Below are 21,396 nucleotides of genomic sequence, written 5' to 3' on the forward strand. Positions count from 1 at the left end.
CAAGGGCCCGGACCGGGCTGGACCCGGGCCGGAGGAGCGCCCTACGAGCGCCGGGGGAGGGCCGGCACCGGCCTCACGTGCGCCGACAGCGGGTGCGACGCCGGCTCACGGTCCGGATGGTGTTACCGTGGAATCCCGTGGATCGCGTGATCACTTGTCTGATCGGCACGGCGGTTCGCACGACCGCTACGGACGACACGGGAGCAGGCCTTGGCCCCTACAGCACGGACGACCAGGCACATTTTCGTCACCGGGGGCGTCGCCTCCTCGCTGGGTAAGGGCCTCACCGCCTCCAGCCTCGGCAGTCTGCTGACCGCGCGCGGACTGCGCGTGGTGATGCAGAAGCTCGACCCGTACCTGAACGTCGACCCCGGCACGATGAACCCGTTCCAGCACGGCGAGGTCTTCATCACCGAGGACGGCGCCGAGACCGACCTCGACGTCGGCCACTACGAGCGGTTCCTCGACCGGGACCTCTCCGGCAAGGCGAACGTCACCACCGGGCAGATCTACTCGGCGGTGATCGCCAAGGAGCGGCGCGGGGAGTACCTCGGCGACACGGTGCAGGTCATCCCGCACATCACCAACGAGATCAAGGCCCGGATCCGCGGCATGGCCGACCCGGACGCCGACGGCCAGGTGCCCGACGTGGTGATCACCGAGGTCGGCGGCACGGTCGGCGACATCGAGTCGCTGCCGTTCCTGGAGTCGATCCGGCAGATCCGCCACGACCTGGGCCGGGACAACTGCTTCTACCTGCACGTGTCGCTGGTGCCGTACCTGGCGCCGTCGGGCGAGCTGAAGACCAAGCCGACCCAGCACTCGGTGGCGCAGCTGCGCAGCATCGGCATCCAGCCCGACGCGCTGGTGCTGCGTTGCGACCGGGAGATCCCGGACAAGGTCAAGGAGAAGCTGTCGCTGTACTGCGACGTCGACCGGGAGGCGGTCACCGCCGCCCCGGACGCGCCGAGCATCTACGACATCCCGAAGGTGCTGCACCGCGAGGGCCTCGACGCGTACGTGGTGCGCCGGCTCGGTCTGTCGTTCCGCGACGTCGACTGGACCCGCTGGGACGACCTGCTGGAGCGGGTGCACCAGCCGCGGCACACGATCACCGTCGCGCTCGTCGGCAAGTACGTCGACCTGCCCGACGCGTACCTGTCGGTCAGCGAGGCGGTCCGGGCGGCCGGGTTCGGCCACCGCGCCCGGGTGAAGCTCAAGTGGGTGCCGAGCGACGACTGCGTCACAGCGGCCGGCGCGGCCGCCGCGCTGTCCGGCGTCGACGGCATCGTGATTCCCGGCGGCTTCGGCGTCCGCGGCATCGAGGGCAAGGTCGGCACCGCCCGGTACGCGCGGGAGAACGGCATCCCGCTGCTCGGCCTCTGCCTCGGCCTGCAGTGCATGACCATCGAGGTGGCCCGTCACCTGGCCAACCTCGACGGGGCGAACTCCCTGGAGTTCGACGAGGAGGCCGTGCACCCGGTCATCGCCACCATGGCCGACCAGGAGGACATCGTGGCCGGCCGCGGCGACCTGGGCGGCACCATGCGGCTCGGGGCGTACCCGGCGAAGCTGGCCGAGGGGTCGATCGTCGCCGAGGCGTACGGCAGTACCGAGGTCAGCGAGCGGCACCGCCACCGGTACGAGGTGAACAACGCCTACCGCGACCAGCTCACCAAGGCCGGGCTGACCATCTCCGGCACCTCGCCGGACGGGCGGCTCGTGGAGTTCGTCGAGCTGGACCGCAACCTGCACCCGTTCTTCGTGGCCACCCAGGCGCACCCGGAGCTCAAGAGCCGCCCCACCCGCCCGCACCCGCTGTTCGCCGCGTTCGTCGGCGCCGCCGTGGCGTACTCGCAGGCCGACCAGCTGCCGGTGGACCTGGACGGCGCGTCGAAGAAGGCCGGCCGCGGCGGTGGCGCGAAGGCCTCGGCCAAGTGAGCGGGCGGTCCGCGCGGGCGTGCGGGGAGGCGGCGTGAGCGGCGTCGAGCACCGGTACGAGGTGACCGCGCGCCGCCAGATCTGGTCCGGCCGGATCTTCTCCGTGGTCAGCGACGACGTCACCATGCCCGGTGGCGGCGAGGCGACCCGGGACTACGTGCGGCACGTCGGCGCGGTCGCCGTGGTGGCGCTCGACGACGCCGGTCAGGTGGTGCTGATCCGCCAGTACCGGCACCCGGTCGGCCGGCACCTGTGGGAGCTGCCCGCCGGGCTGATGGACGTCGGCGGCGAGGACCTGGCCGCCGCGGCGCTGCGTGAGCTGGCCGAGGAGGCGGACCTGACCGCCGGGCGCGTGGACGTCCTTGTGGACCTGCACAGCTCGCCCGGCTTCGCCGACGAGGTGGTCCGGGTGTTCCTGGCCCGTGAGCTGGCCGAGGTGCCGGCGGAGCAGCGGCACGACCGGCACGACGAGGAGGCCGACCTCCAGGTGGTGCGCGTCGACCTGGACGAGGCGGTGCGGATGGTGCTGGCCGGTGAGATCACCAACGCGTCCTGCGTGGCCGGGCTGCTCGCCGCGGCCCGCGCCCGCGAGACCGGCTTCACCGAGCTGCGCCGGCCGGAGGCGCCGCTGCCGCGCTGATCGGGAACCGACGACGAAGGGGCCGCGCGGCGCTGTGCGCCGGGCGGCCCCTTTCCGTTCCGGTGGTCAGTCGCGCAGCGGGCGGCCCTGCCCGTCGACACCGCCGTTGACGAGGATCAGGATGCCGTCGACGAGGCCCCAGATCGCGCCGATACCGCACGTCACGAGCGTGACGATGAGCTGGATGACACCGGTCTTGGTGTCGCCCATGTAGAACCGGCCGATGCCGAAGCCGCCGAGGAGGATCTGGAGCACACCCGCGACGACCTTGCTCTTGTCCGAGACGCCCTGCGGGTACTGCTGGTAAGGAGTGGTCATGAGCGGACACAATAGTGATCGACTCGCGTCCTGTCGGCCCCGGCACCCCGTTCGTGGAAGGATATTTACCGAACTCTGTCCTGTCGGCTGATGACGTCTCCACCGGCCAGCCTGGCCCACGCCTGACACACCGTCAGCACCAGCGGGCACCGGATGTCACAGTGTCGCCGTCCGTGGGCTTCCCACGGCTCTAGACTGCCGCCGGCGGGACCGGTGTACCGCGCCGGCAACGGAGCCGGCGCGGCGCCGCGCAGTCGGGGGTGAGCAGCCCCGGAGGAAGGTGTCTGCATCGTGAAGGTCGGAATCCCCCGCGAGGTCAAGAACCACGAGTACCGGGTGGCGATCACGCCCGCGGGCGTCAACGAGTTCACCCGCCACGGCCACGAGGTCTTTGTCGAGGCCGGCGCCGGCGTCGGCTCCAGCATCACCGACGACGAGTTCGCCGCCGCCGGCGCGAAGATCCTGGCCACCGCCGACGAGGTGTGGGACACCGCCGAGCTGGTCCTCAAGGTCAAGGAGCCGATCGCCGAGGAGTACCACCGGATGCGCGAGGGACAGGTGCTCTTCACGTACCTGCACCTGGCCGCCTCCCGCGAGTGCACCGACGCGCTGGTCGACCGCAAGGTCACCGGCATCGCGTACGAGACCGTCGAGCTGCCCGACCGGTCGCTGCCGCTGCTCGCCCCGATGTCCGAGGTGGCCGGCCGGCTCGCCCCCCAGGTGGGCGCCTTCTACATGATGCGCACCGGCGGCGGGCGGGGCGTGCTGCCCGGCGGCGTCTCCGGCGTGTACGCCGCAAAGACCGTTGTCATCGGCGCGGGCGTGTCCGGCCTCAACGCCGCCGCCATCGCGCTGGGCCTGCAGTCCGAGGTGCTGCTGCTGGACAAGAACGTGGCCCGGCTGCGCCAGGCCGACGCCATCTACCGGGGTCACCTGCAGACCGTCGCCTCCAACGCGTACGAGATCGAGCGGGCCGTGCTCGACGCGGACCTGGTCATCGGCGCGGTGCTGGTGCCCGGCGCGAAGGCCCCGAAGCTCATCTCCAACGAGCTGGTCTCCCGGATGAAGCCGGGCAGCGTGCTCGTCGACATCGCCATCGACCAGGGCGGCTGCTTCGAGGACTCGCGCCCGACCACGCACGCCGACCCGACCTACAAGGTGCACGACTCGATCTTCTACTGCGTGGCGAACATGCCCGGCGCGGTGCCGAACACCAGCACCTACGCGCTGACGAACGTCACCCTGCCGTACGCCCTCGAACTGGCCAACCAGGGCTGGCAGCAGGCGCTGCGCAACGACCCGGCGCTGGCGCTGGGCCTCAACACCCATGCCGGCAAGGTCGTCTACGGCCCGGTCGCCGAGGCGCACGGCATGGACGTGCTGCCGCTGGACGAGGTGCTGAACTGACCGACACCGTGGTGCGCAGGGCCGGCGCGGAACCCGCGCCGGCCCTGCGCCGCGCGGTCCGCACGTACCTGGACCACCTCACCGTCGAGCGTGGGCTGTCCGCGAACACGCTCGCCTCGTACCGCCGGGACCTGGACCGCTACCTGGCCACGCTGGCCGCGGCCGGGGTGACCGACCTGGCCGCCGCCGGGCCCGCGCAGGTCGAGGCCCACCTGGCCCGGCTGCGCGCCGGCGACGACGACCACCCGCCGCTCGCCGTCTCCTCCGCCGCCCGCGCCGCCAGCGCGGTACGCGGCCTGCACCGCTTCGCGCTGCGCGAAGGGCTCGCCGCCGCCGACCCCAGCCGCGACGTCCGCCCGCCCGCGCCGCCGCGCCGGCTGCCCCGGGCGCTGCCCGTGGACGCGGTCCTGCGGCTGCTGGAGGCCGCCGACCTGCCCGGCGCCACCGGCGACGCCGCCGCCCGCGCGCTGCGCGACCGCGCGCTGCTGGAATTCCTGTACGGCACCGGCGCGCGCATCTCCGAGGCGCTCGGCGCCGCCGTCGACGACCTGGACCTCGACGCCGGCGCCGTGCTGCTGCGCGGCAAGGGCGGCCGGACCCGGCTGGTCCCGGTCGGCGGGTACGCGGCCGACGCGCTGCGCGCCTGGCTGGTCCGGGGCCGCCCGGCGCTGCTCGCTGCCGGACGCGGCACCCACGCGGTCTTCGTCAACGCCCGCGGCGGCCCGCTCACCCGGCAGGGCGCCTGGGCCGTGCTGCGCGCCGCCGCCGGCCGGGCCGGCCTGCCGGTCGACGGCCCGGACGCGATCTCCCCGCACACACTGCGCCACTCGTACGCCACGCACCTGCTCGACGGCGGCGCGGACGTGCGCGTCGTGCAGGAGCTGCTCGGCCACGCCTCGGTGACCACCACCCAGGTCTACACGCTGGTGACTGTGGAACGGCTGCGCGAGGTGTACGCCACCGCCCACCCCCGCGCCCGCTGAGCGCTCCGGGCTCGCGGCCCCGGGGTCTGTGATCGGGCCGCGCCCGCGGCTGACGGGCGGCCGACACGCCGACCCGCTACCGAACGTGCTGCTGGCCGGTGGCGTACAGTCGGCATCGGCGCGGGCCTCCAGGTACGACGGACCGGGGGTGCGCAGCGGCGCCGCGAGGGACGTCGGACGGCTCCGACGCCGGGTGGTCGTCGGGAGGGGGCAACGAGGACATGGCAGGAAACGGTGACCGTGCCGAGACCTGGACGTCGGAGCTCCGTGAGCAGCAGGCGACGCTGGGTGCCGATCTCGGCCCCGCCGACCCGGCCACCGCCACCATGCGCAAGCCGATCCCCGAACCCATGCCGACCGACCGGCACGGCCCGGCGCGGATCATCGCGATGGCCAACCAGAAGGGCGGCGTCGGCAAGACCACGACGACCATCAACCTGGGCGCGGCCCTGGCCGAGTACGGCCGCAAGGTGCTGCTCGTCGACTTCGACCCGCAGGGTGCCCTCTCGGTCGGGCTGGGCGTCAACCCGCACAACCTGGACCTGTCGGTCTACAACCTGCTCATGCAGGACGACGTCACCGCCGAGGACGTCCTGATCAAGACCGACGTGGCCGGCCTGCACCTGCTACCAGCCAACATCGACCTCTCCGCCGCCGAGATCCAGCTGGTGAACGAGGTCGCCCGGGAGATGGCCCTGGCGCGGGTGCTGCGCACCATCCGCAAGGAGTACGACTTCATCCTGATCGACTGCCAGCCCTCACTGGGACTGCTGGCGATCAACGCGCTCACCGTCGCGCACGGCGTGCTCATCCCGCTGGAGTGCGAGTTCTTCAGCCTGCGCGGTGTCGCGCTGCTGCTGGACACCATCGACAAGGTGCGCGAGCGGCTCAACTTCGACCTGGAACTCGAAGGCATCCTCGCCACCATGTACGACAGCCGCACCACCCACTGCCGCCAGGTGCTGCAGCGGGTGGTCGAGGCGTTCGGCGACAAGGTCTACCAGACCGTCATCACCAAGACGGTGAAGTTCCCCGAGTCCACGGTGGCCGGCGCCCCGATCACCACCCTCGACCCGGCCTCCTCCGGCGCGCGCAACTACCGGCAGCTGGCCCGGGAGGTCATCGCCGCCCAGGCGGACCGGTAGGGCGCACGCCGGCCGCCCGCCGCGTCGTCTACGGTTTCCCGGTGACCGCACCGCCCCTCGACCCGCCACACGGCACCGGTGACCCCGCCGTAGCCGCGGAGTTGGCCGCCGAGGTCGACGGTGTGGTGCCCGCCGACGCGGGCACCGGCGAGCAGACCAGTGGCTTCACGGTCCGGCTGGACAACTTCACCGGCCCGTTCGACCTGCTGCTCCAGCTGATCAGCAAGCACAAGCTGGACGTCACCGAGGTCGCGCTGCACAAGGTCACCGACGAGTTCATCGCGTATCTGCGGGCGATGGGCGACCAGTGGGACCTGGACGAGACCAGCGAGTTCCTGCTCGTCGCCGCCACCCTGCTCGACCTCAAGGCGGCCCGGCTGCTGCCCTCGGCCGAGGTCGAGGACGAGGAGGACCTGGCGCTGCTGGAGGCGCGGGACCTGCTGTTCGCGCGGCTGTTGCAGTACAAGGCGTACAAGGAGGCCGCCGCGCACATCGCCGAGCTGGAGGCGGTCGGCGGCCGCCGCTACCCGAGGGCGGTCACGCTCGAACCGCGGTACGCCGAGGCGCTGCCCGACCTGGTGCTCGGTATCGGTCCCGAGCGGCTGCGCAAGCTCGCGGTCAAGGCGATGAGCCCGAAACCGGTGCCCGAGGTGTCGATCGCGCACGTGCACATGGTCCGGGTCAGCGTCCGCGAACACGCCGGCATCATCGCCGACCGGCTGCGCCGCGCCGGCATCGCCACGTTCTCGCTGCTCTGCGCCGACTGCGAGATGACGCTCGAGGTGGTGGCCCGGTTCCTGGCGCTGCTCGAGCTGTACCGGCAGGGTCTCGTGGCGTTCGTGCAGGAGCAGGCGCTGGAGGAGCTGACCGTTCGGTGGACCGGCCCGGCCGACGGCGAGGCCGAGCTGACAGTCGACGAGTACGCCGGCAACCCCGAGCCCACCCCCGCCGCCGTGCCCGGCGACGGCACATCGGCCGACGCTGCCGCATCCGCTGACGCCGCCGTGCCCACCGAGGCGGCGGACGAACCCGCACCGACGCAGGAGTGAACGGATGAGCGACGAGGAACGCCGCGACTCGCTGGCCGACCAGGCCGCCGCCTGGATCCCCCCGTGGCAGCGCCCGTCCGCGCCCAGTCCCGAGGCTGAGCCGGACGACTCCAGCTCTGCGCCCGAGCCGCTCACAGATCTTGGAAGCCAAGGGCCCCTGGAGGGGCCAGATTCTTCCAAGATCGCTGAAACCACGGCGGATCTTGGTACGGAGGCGCCCCTTGAGGGGCGGGACCGTACCAAGATCTCGGGTGGAAGCCCGGCGGCGGGCGCCGACGGGCGCATCGAGCCCTCGGCCGACGCCGGCACCGACCCGGCCGCCTCCGCCGACACAGCCGGCGACGCGAACGCGCAGGAGCCGCGGGACCGGGCGGGTGGGGGAGCGGCGGGCGGCGTACCCCAGAAGCGGGGACGTCGGCGGGCCGCGCCGGAACCGCCGCCCGCGCCCGTCCTGGACGACGCGGAGCTGCGCGGCGCCCTGGAGGCGATCCTGCTGGTGGTGGACCAGCCGGTCAGCGAGCTGACGCTGGCCGAGGTCCTGGAACAGTCCCCGGAGCGGGTCGGCGCGATGCTCGACGAGATCGCCGCCGGGTACACCGCTGCCGGGCACGGGTTCGACCTGCGCCGGGCTGCGGGTGGCTGGCGTCTCTACACCCGGCCGGAATACGCCACCTACGTCGAGCGGTTTGTGCTGGACGGGCAGTCCGTGCGGCTGACCCAGGCCGCGCTGGAGACGCTCGCCGTGGTCGCCTACCGGCAGCCGGTGACCCGTTCGCGCATCTCGGCCATCCGGGGTGTCAACTGCGACGGGGTGCTCCGTACCCTGGTGGGTCGCGGCCTGGTCGAGGAGTGCGGCACCGAAGCGGACAGCGGCGCCTACCTCTACCGGACCACCACCATGTTCCTGGAGAAGCTGGGGCTCAACTCGGTGGACGACCTGCCGCCCCTGGCCCCGTTCCTTCCCGACGACGTAGAAGAGCTTGCCGATGCGACGCGATGACCGTGCCCCGAAGCCCGACGCCCCCGTGTACGAGGGCGCCGAGCGCCTGCAGAAGGTGCTCGCCGCCGCGGGGGTGGGTTCCCGGCGCGCCTGTGAAGACCTGATCTTCCGGCGGCGGGTGACAGTGAACGGGCGGGTGGCGCAGCTCGGCGACAAGGCCGACCCGGCCCGCGACGTGATCGTCGTCGACGGGGAGCGGCTGCAGGCCGACGTCCGCCTGGTCTACGTGGCGATGAACAAGCCGCGCGGTGTGGTCACCACCATGGCTGACGAGAAGGGCCGCACCGAGCTCGCCGACTTCATCGGCGCGCGGCTGGAGCAGCGGGTCTACCACGTCGGGCGACTGGACGCCGACAGCGAGGGCCTGCTGCTGCTCACCAACGACGGCACCCTCGCCCACAAGCTCATGCACCCGTCGTACGAGGTACTCAAGACCTACCTCGCCGAGGTGGCCGGGCCGATCCCGCGCAACCTGGGCAAGCGGCTGACCGCCGGCGTCGAGCTGGAGGACGGGCCGGTGAAGGTCGACGGGTTCAGGCTGGTCGACACGCTTGGCAAAACCGCCCAGGTGGAGCTGACCCTGCACGAGGGTCGCAAACACATCGTCCGGCGCCTGATGGCCGAGGTGGGACACCCGGTGTCCCGTCTGATCCGTACCTCGATCGGTCCGATCAAGCTCGGTGACCTGCGCACCGGGCGGCTGCGGCGGCTCACCAACGCGGAGGTCGCCGCCCTGTTCAAGGCCGTGGGTGACTGACCCCGACGATCGGGGTACGGCTCCCGGTAGGCTTCGACGCGGTCCGCGGGCCGGCGCGTGCCGCCCGGCGGGACGCCCGCGCGGCGCGGGCATGATTGACGACAGAACCATCCGCTCAACGGCGCCCGATAATCCGGGCGACCCGCGAGGTACGGGCTGAGGAGGACAACGGTGGAGGAGAACGTACCGGCCGGGCGATGCGTGGTCGCTGTGGACGGGCCGTCCGGTTCGGGGAAGTCCACCGTGTCGCGGCGACTCGCGGCGGGCCTCGGCGCCCGCTACCTCGACACCGGCGCCATGTACCGGGCGCTGACCTGGGCGGTCCTGCGCTCCGGCGTGGAACTCACCGACGCCGAGTCGGTGGCCAAGGTCGCCGCCGAGGCCGACCTGCGCATCGGCACCGACCCCCAGGGGTACGCCGTGACTGTCGACGGCACCGACGTGTCCACCGCCATCCGCGGCGCCGAGGTGACCGCCGCGGTGTCAGCGGTTGCCGCCGTCGCCGCCGTACGCGAGCTGCTGGTGGACCGGCAGCGGCGGGTGATCGCCGACGCGGGCCGGATCGTGGTCGAAGGCCGGGACATCGGCTCGGTGGTCGCGCCGGACGCGGAGCTGAAGGTGTACCTGACCGCCTCCGAGGCGGCGCGCGCGAAGCGGCGCAGCGCGGAGGACGCCGCCGACGTCGCGGCGACCGCCGCGGACCTGGCCCGCCGGGACCGCCTCGACTCGACCCGCAAGGTCAACCCGCTGCAGCAGGCCCCCGACGCGGTGGTGCTGGACACCACCGAGCTGGGCATCGACGAGGTAGTGGCGCGGCTGCGGGACATGCTCACGGAGCGGGGTGCCGCGTGAGCGACGATTTCGGTGGCTGGGTGGAGCTGCGCGAGCCGGAAATCGACTCCGGTGAGCCGACCGGCCCGCAGCCCGTCGTAGCGGTGGTCGGCCGGCCCAATGTCGGCAAGTCCACGCTCGTCAACCGCATCATCGGCCGCCGGCAGGCGGTCGTGGAGGACATCCCCGGCGTGACCCGGGACCGCGTGCCCTACGACGCGCAGTGGAACGGCCGGGCGTTCACGGTGGTGGACACCGGCGGCTGGGAGCCCGACGCCAAGGACCGGGCGGCGGCCATCGCCGCCCAGGCCGAGACCGCGGTGGCGACCGCCGACGTGGTGCTGTTCGTGGTGGACGCCATGGTCGGCGCCACCGACGTGGACGAGGCCGCGGTGAAGATGCTGCGCCGCAGCGCCAAGCCGGTGATCCTCATCGCCAACAAGGCCGACAACACCACCATCGAGATGGAGGCGACCTCGCTGTGGTCGCTCGGCCTCGGTGAGCCGTTCCCGATCTCGGCGCTGCACGGCCGCGGTTCCGGCGACCTGCTCGACGCCATCCTGGACGCGCTGCCCGAGGCACCGGCGATCGTGGAGAACCGCCCGCGCGGCCCGCGACGGGTGGCACTGGTGGGCCGCCCCAACGTCGGCAAGTCCAGCCTGCTGAACCGCTTCTCCGGTGAGGAGCGGGCAGTGGTCGACTCGGTGGCCGGCACCACAGTGGACCCGGTCGACAGCCTGGTGGAGATCGGCGGCGAGACCTGGCAGCTGGTCGACACGGCCGGTCTGCGCAAGCGGGTGGGCAAGGCCAGCGGCACCGAGTACTACGCCAGCCTGCGTACCGCCTCGGCGATCGAGGCGGCCGAGGTCGCCGTGGTGCTGATCGACTCCAGCGAGGTGATCAGCGAGCAGGACCAGCGGATCCTCACCATGGTCGTGGAGTCCGGCCGGGCGCTTGTCATCGCGTTCAACAAGTGGGACCTGGTCGACGGCGACCGCCGCTACTACCTGGACAAGGAGATCGACCGCGAGCTGCGGCGCATCCCCTGGGCGATCCGACTGAACCTGTCCGCCAAGACCGGCCGCGCCGTCGACAAGCTCGCGCCCGCGCTGCGCAAGGCCCTGGCCAGCTGGGAGACGCGCATCCCGACCGCGCAGCTCAACCAGTGGCTCACCGCGCTGGTCCAGGCCACCCCGCACCCGGTACGCGGCGGACGCGCCCCGCGCATCCTGTTCGCCACCCAGGCCGGGGCGGCGCCGCCGCGCTTCGTGCTGTTCACCACCGGCCCGTTGGACGCCGGCTACCAGCGCTTCGTCGAGCGCAAGCTCCGCGAGGAGTTCGGCTTCGAGGGCAGCCCGATCGAGATCTCGGTACGCCCGCGCAAGAAGCTCGGCCCCGGCGGCCGGGGCAAGGCCCACGGCTGACCCGCTCCCTGCTCTGCTGCACGCCACCCTCCTAGGACGCTCTAGGGGGTGTGGCGTGCGGCGCGGGAGGGCCCTCTGCGCACGGTGCGAAGATCCTGCGCTAAGCTGTACCGGCTGCCGCGGGGGAGACCTGGCGGGGGCATCGGGACGTGGCGCAGCTTGGTAGCGCACTTGACTGGGGGTCAAGGGGTCGTCGGTTCGAATCCGGCCGTCCCGACGCAGGTAGAAGGGCATTTCTCGCGATCATGCGATGCCCCGCGGGGGACCATTTGGGGACCTCAGGCCGGTGAGATGCGAAGACAGCGCCTCACCGGCGGCCCGGATCGACTGACGATCCGGATGCAGATATCGCTGAGTCGTCATCAACGAGCCGTGCCCGGCGATCTTCCGTAGAACGTGCACCGGCACGCCGGCATCCGCCATCCACGTCAGCCCGGTGTGCCGTAGGTCGTGCCGCCGCAGGTACTCGAAGCCCAGCGAGCCGACCACCTCGTCCCAGTGCGTCGCGTCGCGCAGCACCGCCGTGCTGATCCGCCCGCCGCGAGGACCGACGAAGAGCCGGCCGTCATCCTCGGTGAGCCGGTCGAGCTTCGCGGCCACCATCGGCCGCAGCTCCTCAATGATGGGCACCTGCCGCGCCCGCTTGCCCTTGGTGCCCTTGTCGACCAGGCCGCCGGGCCCGGTGGTGGTCTGCCGACGCACCGTCCACAGCCAGGTGTCACGGTCGATGTCGCCCTTGCGCACGCCGGACACCTCGCCGATGCGGGCCGCCGTGCCGGCCGCGAACATCACCACCTCGCCCCAGCCCGGATAGCGGCCGTGCGAGCGCCCCACCAACGCCGCCGCCAGGGTGGCCAGCGCGGTCCAGTCCGGCAGCGCCAGGGAACGCGGGTTGTCCAACTCGTCCTCCGCCCGCTGGTACTCCCGCTGCCACCCGGTCAGCCGCGCCGGATTCCGGTCGATCAGGCCGTCCCGCACCGCCTGCTCCAGGACCCGCACCAGGACGGCAAGGCTGTTCTTCACCGTCGACCGTCCGCAGCCCTCGGCGATCCAGCCGTGCGCGGCCCGATCCACCGCACCGTTTGTGATCAGCCGGACCGGCAGGTGGCCGAGCGTCGGCACCACCCGCCTACGCCACCCTGCCAAGTACGGGTCGAGCGTCTTGCCCTCCAGGCCGCGCAGCGCCAGGCGCATCACGCTCTCGCCGTACTGCGCCAACCGCATCGACGCCGCGTCGGGGTCGACGCCGCCCTTGGCCGCGCGCTGCATGGTGCCGAGCCAGGCTTGTGCCTGCTCGGCGTCCGCGAACGCCTGCGACTTGGAGCGGCGTCGGCCCGACGCCGGATCGACCCACCGGACCCGGGCACGGTACGGGTTCGGCCGGCCGGGCCGGTGCTCGACGTCGGTGGAGACGGCGACGCCGATCGGGAGCAGGGGAGTGGTCACCGAGCCGATTCCTCGGGATCGGTGCGGTGCCGCCCCAGCCACGCCCGCACGTCCTCCGGGTCGTACTTGACGACCCGGGCGGACAGCCGGATGAACGCCGGCCCCTGGACCGGGTCGGCGGTGCGCCACCGTCGCACGGTGGACGGGTCGACCTTCACGAGCCGGGCAAGCTCCTCTGTGGTCATCAGGACGCCCGGTGCTGCCAGTGCATCGGTACTCATCGGATCCCCAATGTTGTCGGTTCTACTGTCAAGGTGGGCTTGACGCTGAATCGCGCGTCAGGCGACGAGGGTCTGTAGGTACTCGCGTGCCGCGTCCTGCTGCTCTCGGGCCATCGCGGCGGAGGCGTTGGCGAGCAGCGCGTCGGCGGTGGTGTGCCAGCCGGCGCCCACGAATTGCAGGAAGTTGACCACCAATGTGGTCGGCTCGGTGCCGGCCGCGGCTTCCTCCGGCCCGCTGCTCTGCGCGCGACGGAACACGACGCGTTGGTTGCGCAGCAGGGCGAAGGTCACCGAGTAGCGGCGAGACTTGGTGAGGAAGTGGCCACCGAACCCGAGCATGTGCGCCCAGCGCCGCAGCCGCCGCCAGTCGCGGAGACGCCCGAGCATCCAGCAGGCGTCGATCAGCCGCTCGGTGTGGCTACCGGCCGGGTCGGCGTAGATATCGATGCTGTCGGCGGTGAGCCGGTTGGAGGCGTGGCCGGTGGCCTCGGTCGACTTGGTGGCGTACTTGGCCAGGTACGCCGCCACCTGGGCGTCGGTCACCTCACCCCGCCCGGCCACGGTGATTACCTTGGTGAGCACCTGCGTGCCCCAGGCGATCGGCCAGCCGCCCGGGTGGGCGGGGTGGTCGGCGGTGGTGAAGCCGACGGTGGCGGCGGCGTGGTCGACGGCGTCGACCAGGTCGGCGGCGTCGAGCTGCGGCGGGGCCGGCGCGATGGCGTCCGGGTCGGCGGGGTCGCGGCCGTCGAGTCGGATGATGGCGTGGAAGTGCACGACGCCGCGTCGCTGCATCTCGGCGGCTTTGCCGAACGACAGTCGCACCGGCGACACCCAGCGGGTCTTGCCGGTACGTGGCGAGGTCACCGGCACGTCCGGGATGCCGCGCGCCGTGGCTAGGCGGTGCATGTAGCGGTTGATGGCGATGGTGGTGCGCCGCCACAGCTCTCCGGCCGAGAGGTTCCAGACCGCTTGCGCGTCGTGGTCGTAGCAGTCCAGGCACAGCGGGGTGCCCAACCGGGCGTCGGTGTCCTCGTGGCGGGCGAAGCAGACCAGCCGCACCCCGTGCGGGCAGACGGTCGAGTCCCGGCGGGCGTGGCAGGGCTCGGCGCGGCAGTCGCAGGCAGTGCGGCGGGTGCAGGTGTGCCGCTTGACATAGCGGGTGTGGACCTCGCCGAAGGACGGGGCGGTGAAGGTGGGGAACACCGCCGGATGGTGGGCGACCTGCTCGGGCACGCCCTTGCCGCCGACGAGGCCGGCGCGGACCACCTGGTAGGCGTCGCGCTGGTAGAGCTTGGAGCAGGTGGGGCATACCGAAGCCCGGCGGTTGCCGCACGGCTTGTAGATGACGCCGTCGGGCATGTCGGCTGTCGATCGCTCCGACAGGAGGCGGCCGGTCGCGGCTTCGACGGTGGCCATGGTGCCGGCCAGGCGGACGGGCCGGGTGCAGCCGGCGGCCGGGCGGACGTGGCGCAGCCAGCCGGGCAGGTCCGGTTGGGTGAGCCGGGCGGCGGCTTGCAGCCGGATGTCGGAGGACGTGGCGTACCAGGGTGGCGCGGTCGGCTCGGCGCACGGGGCCGTACCCGAAGCGGAAGCTTCGGGTACGACGGTCAGCGTCGAGACGGTCAACGGGTCGCCTTCACGGGGCGGCCGTTGGCGGATCGGACGGGTCGGTTGTCGGTGTTGGGGTCGAGGTCCAGGACCGCGAGGGCTTGCGTGGCCTCCTCGGAGGTCACCTTGAGGCGGACGGCCAGTTGGCCCGGGGTGATCGGCGTGCCGTGCTCGATGCGGTACTGCTTCGCGACGCGGGTCGCTCGGGCGAGCAGGTCCGGGGCCACGATCGGCAGCGGAAGTTGGGCAGCGTCAGACTCGGTGACAGGAGTGTCGGTGGTGGACGGTGCCAACGTCGGTGCCGGGGTGACATCGGGCTTGCTCGGACGGGGACGGGCGGGGCGGGCAGTCGCATCGGGCCGGGGCGTCGACGGCTCCGGGGTCGGGGCCGGTCGCGGTGCGGTGATCCGGGTGGCGAGCTGGGCCGGGGTCGGGATCTCGGGCTGAGCCGGCGTCGGTGCCGGTTCGGCCGTGTCGATGGTCGGGATGATGGGTAGCTCGGGCCGGCCGGGCGTCGGTGCCGGGACGGCGGGAACGGTCATGGTCGGGGTTGGCGTCTCGGCGGGTGCCGGGAACGTCGGTGCGGTGCCGGTGGTGGCGGTCAGGGTTCGGCCGCTTTCCCGGCGGATCAGGGCGCGCATGTGCACGGCCAGGCCGGCGACGGCCGGCGGCAGTGCGCCGACGATCGCGGCCATGGCCACGCGCCAGGTTTCGTCGGTGTTGGCGTTGGTCTGGAGCAGGTGGTACGCCGACTGGGCAGCGATGCCGATGCCGGCCGCACCGTAGGTGTTCTTCTTGGCGAACGCGGCGACCCGTGCGGGCACGGGAGCCATCCACAGCACCAGGGCGACGACCACGTAGCCGTCGACCGCGATGGGCATCAGCCAGGCCAGGGCGAGGCTGACCGAGGTGCCGGGGATCGTGATGTGAGCGGTGAAGCCGGCGAGTTCGGCCAGCGCGATCCAGGTGGAGGCGGACAGGCCGAACGACGCGACCAGCACCGCCCACGAGGCGATCGACGCCAACCGGGGCTCACCGGCGTTGACGGGTGCAGTGTTGACGCGGATCACCGGCGTGCCCCCGTTCCGGAGATCAGAACGAGACGCGGCCGGCCACCCGGCTGCCCGGGGTGAGCTGCGGTGGAACGCTCGGCGGCGCAGGCCGCACAGTGGCGCTCCCGCAGCCGCACCGTCACGCCGGTCATCGAGCCGGTCACCGTGACGCCGCAGATGTGCGGGTACGGCTCGCCGGTGCTGACCGGCCGTCCGAGGGCGTAGCTCGCACCGATCCACTGACCGGTGCCGGGCGGGTTGGATGCGATGTTCACGCCGAAGCCCTCCCGTCGCTGAGGCCGAACAGGGTCGGCTCCGGACGGGAAGCCGGGGGCGTGGGTTGGGCCGCCCTGCGGGTGGCCGTCCGGTTGGTCCGGGCGGCCTTCGGGTTGTGCAGGTCGGCGAGCTGGTCAGGCGTTAGCACGGACAGCGCCTGCTTGTCCTCGCCACGTCGCCGGTACAGCAGCGGACGAACCGTGGCGTTGGTGGGGCAGTCCGTCACCCCGTCGGGGTAGCGGAAGCCGCAGCCCGGGCACACCGAAGCGGCCGGGCTACCGGGGTGGTGATCGGCGAACACCTGAGCGAGGGTCGCCACCGTGACGCCGAGGCCGGCTCGGGTGAGCCGCTCGTCCAGGGCGATGCGGTCGGCGCGGTCGCCGTAGCGCATCTGCACCGCCTGCCGGGACACGCCCAGCCGGTCGGCGATCTCCGACCACGAGTAGCGGTACGGAGGCTGTCGCAGACCGGTGACAGCGAGCCGGGTCATGGCGTCCACGTCGGTGGACAGCGCCGCGAGTGACTGCAGCGCCTCGATGTCGCCGGCCGCGACCCGACGGGCGTACGCCCGCAGGATGCGGCGTGCGAACGCGTCGAACTCGGTGGTTTCCACCTGCCGCTTGGCGCGCTTGGTGCGGGTGCGCGTCAAGCCGGGCTTGACGGTGTTCTTGCTCATGCCGCACCACCGTTGGTGCGGTCCCACGCGTTGGCCGCTGCGTTGAGAACGGCGATGACAGCGTCGGCGGTCTGGCCCTTGGCGTCGTTGAAGTCGTAGGCGGTGTCGAGCCTCTCGTAGTACTGGCTGTCGGCGAACCGGAGGGCCAAGTACCAGTCGAGGTAGGTCAACGCGGCGTTGAAGTCAGCGAACTCCGGGGCGTCGAACATCTGGGCCGGGGCGTCGACCGGGCCGCCGTAGCAGACCATGCCGACCGCGCCGACCAGACAGGCCGGGGGAGTGAACGACCCCGACGTGGCGTCGTAGTAGGCGCCCTGCGTCCAGCCGTGGCGGGACAGGTACAGGGCGGCGTCCCGCAGCGTGCGGGCCGGGGTGGTCACCTGCTCGGCGACCGTGTTTTGGGTAGCGTGCATGACGGCAGCTCCTTCCGGGCTGTTGATGGGGCGGGTCGGCGGCGTCGGGGTGCTTTCCTAGGGCGAACCCGTTGCTGCCGGCCCGTTTCTATGGCGTTCGGCGCTGAGGGCGGACCATCCGCCGCAGGGCCGAGTCGAACTCGGTGACGATCCGCATCAGGTGCGCCCGAGCGCTGATGTCGCCGGGAGCGAGGCTGATGCGGGTGCGGATCTCGGCGTGCTGGCTGCCGTCGGCGGCCAGCACCCGGGTCAGGACCACCACACCGCGCCCGGGAACCCGCAGGGTCACCGGCTGAGCCCGGTGCTCGCCCAGGCCGCAGGCGTGCCCCCGGGCGCACCAGTCCGGGTGCGACAGGTGGTCGTCGGTGCCGGGCCAGGTCGGCGACGTCGCCGGCCGGGGTCGGATACGGATACTCATGCCGCACGCTCCTTGCGGTCAGCCCGCAGACGGGCGGCGTGAATGGCGATGCGAGCGCAGGCCGCGTCATCCAGGTACGCGGCTTTGATCAGTTGCGGGGTACCGCCCTCGGCGATGAGCAGGCCCACGCCGGGGTTGGTCGGGCTGATCGTGTTGGCCGACCAACCCCGGTCCGCCCACCCGTGCCCCAGGACGATGTCCGAGGACACGTTGGTGGTGCACCGGAACGCGCACCGCCAGGCGAACAGGTCCCGCAGCGACGTCGGGATGATGTCCGACGACGGTCGCTGCGTCGCCGCGACGACGATGATCCCGACCGCCCGGCCCCGCGCCACCAGGTCACGCAGCAGACCCGCGAAGTCCTCCCGGGTCTTCTTGTCCCCGACGGTGGCCGAGAAGTAGGCGATCTCATCGACGGCGACGAGGATCGGACTGAACACGTCATCGCGCTGGGTCTTCCGGCGGCCCGCCACTTCCAGGTAGGCGTACCGGTTGTCCATCACGATCTGCATCCGCCGCAGCGTGGCCAGGGCATGCGTGATGTCCGGGCCGACGAACACGTCAGCGCAGCTCTTCCACTGACCCAACTCGACCTGCTTGCCGTCGAGCAGGCACAGCCGGCAGTCGAGCGACAGGGCGGCGTGAGCCACGATCAGATTCAGCAGGGTCGACTTGCCGCCGCCCGGTTCCCCACCGATCAACAAGTTGCGGTAGATCAGCGGGACCCGCACCGGGTGGCCGAACTCGTCCACCCCGACATGCACCGGGTCGAAGATCGACACGGGCGGGTCGGCAGGCGTGCCACCCGGTACGGCGGGAACGGTCAGCGTCGACATCAGCCCGTCTCCGCTCAGGCCACCGACGCCGGCGCGGCGGTCGACCACGGGTCATCCGCCGACGTCTCCGGAGTGAACCCGTCCCCGTTACGGGACCGGGCCATCTTCTTCACCGTCGCCGTGGCGAACCGCAGCGACGGGCCGACCTCGTCGACGTCCAGGCCGTACGCAGAGCGCTTCTCGCCCTGCTCGTTCTCCCACCGCGACAGCCGCAGCCGCCCGGCTACCACCACGCGGGTGCCCTTGGCGAGGGACTCGGCGATGTGCTCGGCCAGGTCCCGCCACGCGGTGCAGGTCAGGAACAGCGGATCACCGTCGCGGTACTCACCCGCGTTCCGGTCGAACACCCGAGGCGTCGACGCCACGGTGAACTTCACCAGCGCCACCCCGGCCGGGGTAAACCGCAGTTCCGGGTCGGCGGTCAGGTTGCCCACCACCGTCACGGTCGTGTCGTTTGCCATTACAGATCCTCCCTGGATCGGTTTCCGAGGTGAGCCGCCAGACGCGGCACCACCTAGCACACGTCGCACGACGTGTGCGAGTTTTCGAGGTCAGCGGCGCGGACTGCGCTGCTGCGGCGGTGCGGGCTCCGGCACGTCCAGCAGGTCCAGGCCCACCGGCGGCACAGCCGGCGACACCGGGGCGTCCTCGTCGCGCATCCACGCCACCCAGGCCGACAGCGGCGACGCCACCAGGCCGGTCAACGGGTCACGACGGGTGATGTCGACCCGCACCAACGCGGCATGCCGGGCCGACGCGCGGACCATCCGCGCCTCACCCGCCCAGCAGGCCACCGCGAGCTTGTCCGCCTTGCCGTCCAGGTCCGTCAGGTCCAGGCCCGGCCGCAGCCACACCCACACCCGCTCCCCGGCCGGCGTCGGCCTCGCCCACAGGATCAGCGGCAACCGACCCGGGTGCAGCCGCGACGCGGACCGGATGAACTCCGTGAAGCAGAGCCGCAGCCGATGCCGCACCACCACGCACCACACCCACGCCGACACCCGCCGACGAAGCCGACCGACACCGAAAAGCACACCCAGCACCACGGCCAGGAGCACCAGCGGCACCGCCGGATGCGTCGCCCGAGACAGGTACGCCATGCCCACGAACACCGTGACCGCAGCGACGATCTCGACCGCCCACCACCACAGCACCCGCAGCGCCGGCCACACCCGGACCACGCACGCGACGACCAGGCCGCACACCCCGCCGGACACCAGACCGACCACTACCGCCAGCGGCAGCGACAGCGCCACCGATGCGGTGGCCGCCACCACCAGGGCGACAGACGCCGCCACGACGAGGAACGCCACCCGAGCCTTCTGCGCGTACGACCGCGACACCGGCGTCTCCACCAGCGTCACCGCGCCCACCGGGCGCTCCCCGAACATCCTTCCGGCCATGCTTCGACTCCCCTCGGTGGTCCAAATTACTAACCGAGTTAGTACTCTGGACGCTACGACACCGCGCCGTTGATCGCCAGCCCCAGCGGGCAAGTGATCTTCCGGCAACGGAACTTGTAGATATGACGATCGCTCAGCTACTCAGTCAACGACAGGTGTCACTGCGGGGTCAGGCCGCTGTCCCCTTCCCTGTCACCCCCCTAGCGGGGCCATACTGGGCTCATGGGAGACACGGGCAGCGCGGGCGAGAGCCGGCCTCTGTGGGCTCGGCGCATCCGAAACGAACGGGCCGCCCGAGGGTGGTCGCAAGCCGGGGCGGTTGAAGCCCTCCGGGCGCACGCCTCATCCGAGCTGCCGTCGAACGGCAGCCTGCTCCGCAACTGGAAGCGCTGGGAGGCGGGGGACGCTGAACCGGATGACTTCTACAAGGGCCTCATCGCGGCTACGTTCGGCACCGTCACCGCTGCATTCTTCCCACGACCTGGCCGCGAGGACATCGACAAGACCTTGATGGCCGGCGCTGGCCTGGACACCCTCGAAATCGTGACCCGCATGCGCGCGTCGGACGTATCCCAAGCGACCCTCGAAGGGCTGAGGATCACCGCCGACAGGCTGTGCAGCGAGTACCCCTACGCCGACTCGGCCGACCTCCGCGTCGAGGGACATGCGTGGCTGCGACGCATGACGGCACTGCTCGACGCTCGCCTCACGCTCGCCCAGCACCGGGAGTTGCTGACGTTGGCGGGAACAGTGGCCCTCCTGGTGGGTTGCGTCGAGTACGACATGGGTCGACGCACCGAAGCCGAGGCGACCCGCAGGGCAGCCTTGCAGCTCGGCGAAGAGTCCGGGGACGTGAACGTCGTCGGTTGGGCACAGGAGATGCGGGCGTGGTACGCGCTGACCGCAGGTGACTTTCGTGGCGTGGTTGCCGCCGCTGAGGCAGGCGAGGCAGCCGCGCCGCACCAGAGCGTGGCAGTTCAACTGGCCGCCCAGCGTGCGAAGGCGTGGGCGCGCATGGGAGACCGGCGTCAAGTTGAGCTTGCTCTGGACCAGGGCCGCCGCATCCTTGAAGGACTGCCCTACCCGGAGAACCTGGATCACCACTTCGTGGTCGACCCGGCCAAGTTCGACTTCTACGCGATGGACTGCTACCGGATCGTCGGGGAGAACGGGCTCGCCGAGGTCTACGCAGACGAGGTGATCCGCTCATCCACGGACAGCAGCGGCATCGTACGCAAGCCGATGCGGGTGGCGGAAGCGCAGATCACCCTTGGTGTGGTGGCTGCACGAGCAGGCGACTTGGACCGCGCCGTCGACCTCGGCCGCCAGGCGCTCAGTGGCAACCGCCGGTCGCTGCCGTCGCTCGCCATGGTGGCCACGGACCTGTCGTCAGTGCTGGCGAAGCAGTACCCAGACGCGCCAGAGACGCGGGACTTCGCGGACGAGCTACGGGCAGTCAAGGCCGGCCCGAGCGCCTAGCGATCAGCCTCCTCGACTGACGGCGGTTGTGCATCTGCTCGCATCCTGCCGCCGACGCCGGGCCTAGGTCGCG

The 21,396-nt window shown here is 71.8% G+C and carries 23 protein-coding genes and 1 tRNA gene; 12 read left to right on the forward strand and 12 right to left on the reverse strand.

Annotated elements, in window-relative coordinates; all coding sequences use genetic code 11:
* Positions 1-210 precede the first annotated feature (210 nt).
* Both MicB006_RS27455 and MicB006_RS27460 read left to right on the forward strand, forming a co-directional pair.
* Positions 211-1,941 (forward strand): CTP synthase, encoded by a 1,731-nt coding sequence (locus tag MicB006_RS27455; protein WP_116510000.1) that lies wholly within the window; start codon positions 211-213, stop codon positions 1,939-1,941.
* 34 nt (positions 1,942-1,975) lie between these two features.
* Positions 1,976-2,581 (forward strand): NUDIX domain-containing protein, encoded by a 606-nt coding sequence (locus tag MicB006_RS27460; RefSeq protein ID WP_116510002.1) that lies wholly within the window; start codon positions 1,976-1,978, stop codon positions 2,579-2,581.
* 66 nt (positions 2,582-2,647) lie between these two features.
* Here MicB006_RS27460 and MicB006_RS27465 read toward each other — a convergent pair whose 3' ends face one another.
* Positions 2,648-2,962, reverse strand: coding sequence for a TM2 domain-containing protein (locus MicB006_RS27465; RefSeq protein ID WP_116511872.1), 315 nt, complete (start codon positions 2,960-2,962; stop codon positions 2,648-2,650).
* A 228-nt stretch (positions 2,963-3,190) separates the two neighbouring features.
* Between MicB006_RS27465 and ald the strand changes: the two genes are divergently transcribed.
* From ald to MicB006_RS27510, 9 genes are all read left to right on the forward strand, one after another.
* Positions 3,191-4,306: an alanine dehydrogenase gene (gene ald, locus MicB006_RS27470; protein WP_116510003.1), complete on the forward strand. Its 1,116-nt coding sequence runs from the start codon at positions 3,191-3,193 to the stop codon at positions 4,304-4,306.
* A gap of 11 nt (positions 4,307-4,317) precedes the next feature.
* Complete coding sequence (locus MicB006_RS27475; protein ID WP_116511874.1) at positions 4,318-5,289, forward strand: tyrosine recombinase; 972 nt, start codon at positions 4,318-4,320, stop codon at positions 5,287-5,289.
* Between the two features lie 221 nt (positions 5,290-5,510).
* Positions 5,511-6,434, forward strand: a complete 924-nt coding sequence (locus MicB006_RS27480; protein ID WP_116510005.1) for a ParA family protein — start codon at positions 5,511-5,513, stop codon at positions 6,432-6,434.
* Positions 6,435-6,535: 101 nt separating this feature from the next.
* Complete coding sequence (locus tag MicB006_RS27485) at positions 6,536-7,483, forward strand: ScpA family protein (protein ID WP_370013512.1); 948 nt, start codon at positions 6,536-6,538, stop codon at positions 7,481-7,483.
* Between the two features lie 4 nt (positions 7,484-7,487).
* Positions 7,488-8,483 (forward strand): SMC-Scp complex subunit ScpB, encoded by a 996-nt coding sequence (scpB, locus tag MicB006_RS27490; protein WP_192900146.1) that lies wholly within the window; start codon positions 7,488-7,490, stop codon positions 8,481-8,483.
* Positions 8,470-9,240 carry a pseudouridine synthase gene (locus MicB006_RS27495; protein ID WP_073831622.1) on the forward strand — a complete coding sequence of 257 codons (771 nt, stop codon included), beginning with the start codon at positions 8,470-8,472 and terminating at the stop codon, positions 9,238-9,240. Before scpB ends, MicB006_RS27495 begins: the two co-directional genes overlap by 14 nt.
* Positions 9,241-9,411: 171 nt before the next feature.
* Positions 9,412-10,092, forward strand: a complete 681-nt coding sequence (cmk, locus tag MicB006_RS27500; protein WP_116510009.1) for a (d)CMP kinase — start codon at positions 9,412-9,414, stop codon at positions 10,090-10,092.
* Entirely contained in the window at positions 10,089-11,495 is a 1,407-nt protein-coding gene (gene der, locus MicB006_RS27505) for a ribosome biogenesis GTPase Der (protein ID WP_116510011.1), read from the forward strand. The genes cmk and der overlap by 4 nt, the downstream gene beginning before the upstream one ends.
* Before the next feature lie 143 nt (positions 11,496-11,638).
* A tRNA-Pro gene (locus MicB006_RS27510) sits at positions 11,639-11,712 on the forward strand.
* 26 nt (positions 11,713-11,738) lie between these two features.
* Here the strand turns inward: MicB006_RS27510 and MicB006_RS27515 are convergent.
* From MicB006_RS27515 to MicB006_RS27565, 11 genes are all read right to left on the reverse strand, one after another.
* Positions 11,739-12,764: a site-specific integrase gene (locus tag MicB006_RS27515; RefSeq protein ID WP_225980851.1), complete on the reverse strand. Its 1,026-nt coding sequence runs from the start codon at positions 12,762-12,764 to the stop codon at positions 11,739-11,741.
* A 173-nt stretch (positions 12,765-12,937) separates the two neighbouring features.
* Positions 12,938-13,126 carry an AlpA family transcriptional regulator gene (locus tag MicB006_RS27520; protein ID WP_116510015.1) on the reverse strand — a complete coding sequence of 63 codons (189 nt, stop codon included), beginning with the start codon at positions 13,124-13,126 and terminating at the stop codon, positions 12,938-12,940.
* 93 nt (positions 13,127-13,219) lie between these two features.
* A complete protein-coding gene (locus MicB006_RS27525) occupies positions 13,220-14,788 on the reverse strand; it encodes a replication initiator (RefSeq protein WP_192900147.1) in 1,569 nt (522 codons plus the stop codon).
* A complete protein-coding gene (locus MicB006_RS27530) occupies positions 14,785-15,840 on the reverse strand; it encodes a hypothetical protein (protein ID WP_116510017.1) in 1,056 nt (351 codons plus the stop codon). Before MicB006_RS27530 ends, MicB006_RS27525 begins: the two co-directional genes overlap by 4 nt.
* Positions 15,837-16,097, reverse strand: a complete 261-nt coding sequence (locus MicB006_RS27535; protein ID WP_116510018.1) for a hypothetical protein — start codon at positions 16,095-16,097, stop codon at positions 15,837-15,839. Before MicB006_RS27535 ends, MicB006_RS27530 begins: the two co-directional genes overlap by 4 nt.
* Entirely contained in the window at positions 16,094-16,774 is a 681-nt protein-coding gene (locus MicB006_RS32870; protein WP_370013376.1) for a hypothetical protein, read from the reverse strand. Before MicB006_RS32870 ends, MicB006_RS27535 begins: the two co-directional genes overlap by 4 nt.
* Positions 16,771-17,187: a hypothetical protein gene (locus MicB006_RS27545; RefSeq protein WP_116510020.1), complete on the reverse strand. Its 417-nt coding sequence runs from the start codon at positions 17,185-17,187 to the stop codon at positions 16,771-16,773. Before MicB006_RS27545 ends, MicB006_RS32870 begins: the two co-directional genes overlap by 4 nt.
* 88 nt (positions 17,188-17,275) lie before the next feature.
* Positions 17,276-17,605, reverse strand: a complete 330-nt coding sequence (locus tag MicB006_RS27550) for a hypothetical protein (protein WP_116510022.1) — start codon at positions 17,603-17,605, stop codon at positions 17,276-17,278.
* Positions 17,602-18,441: an FtsK/SpoIIIE domain-containing protein gene (locus MicB006_RS27555; RefSeq protein WP_116511880.1), complete on the reverse strand. Its 840-nt coding sequence runs from the start codon at positions 18,439-18,441 to the stop codon at positions 17,602-17,604. The genes MicB006_RS27550 and MicB006_RS27555 overlap by 4 nt, the downstream gene beginning before the upstream one ends.
* A 14-nt stretch (positions 18,442-18,455) precedes the next feature.
* On the reverse strand, positions 18,456-18,920 hold the full coding sequence (ssb, locus tag MicB006_RS27560) for a single-stranded DNA-binding protein (protein ID WP_116511882.1): 465 nt from the start codon (positions 18,918-18,920) through the stop codon (positions 18,456-18,458).
* A gap of 72 nt (positions 18,921-18,992) precedes the next feature.
* Positions 18,993-19,844: a hypothetical protein gene (locus tag MicB006_RS27565; RefSeq protein WP_116510024.1), complete on the reverse strand. Its 852-nt coding sequence runs from the start codon at positions 19,842-19,844 to the stop codon at positions 18,993-18,995.
* Positions 19,845-20,066: 222 nt separating this feature from the next.
* On the opposite strand from MicB006_RS27565, the gene MicB006_RS27570 reads away from it, so the two are divergent.
* Positions 20,067-21,323: an XRE family transcriptional regulator gene (locus tag MicB006_RS27570; protein ID WP_225980523.1), complete on the forward strand. Its 1,257-nt coding sequence runs from the start codon at positions 20,067-20,069 to the stop codon at positions 21,321-21,323.
* Positions 21,324-21,396: the final 73 nt, after the last annotated feature.

Origin of the sequence: Micromonospora sp. B006, assembly GCF_003408515.1 — a bacterium.
GTDB lineage: Bacteria > Actinomycetota > Actinomycetes > Mycobacteriales > Micromonosporaceae > Micromonospora > Micromonospora echinospora_A.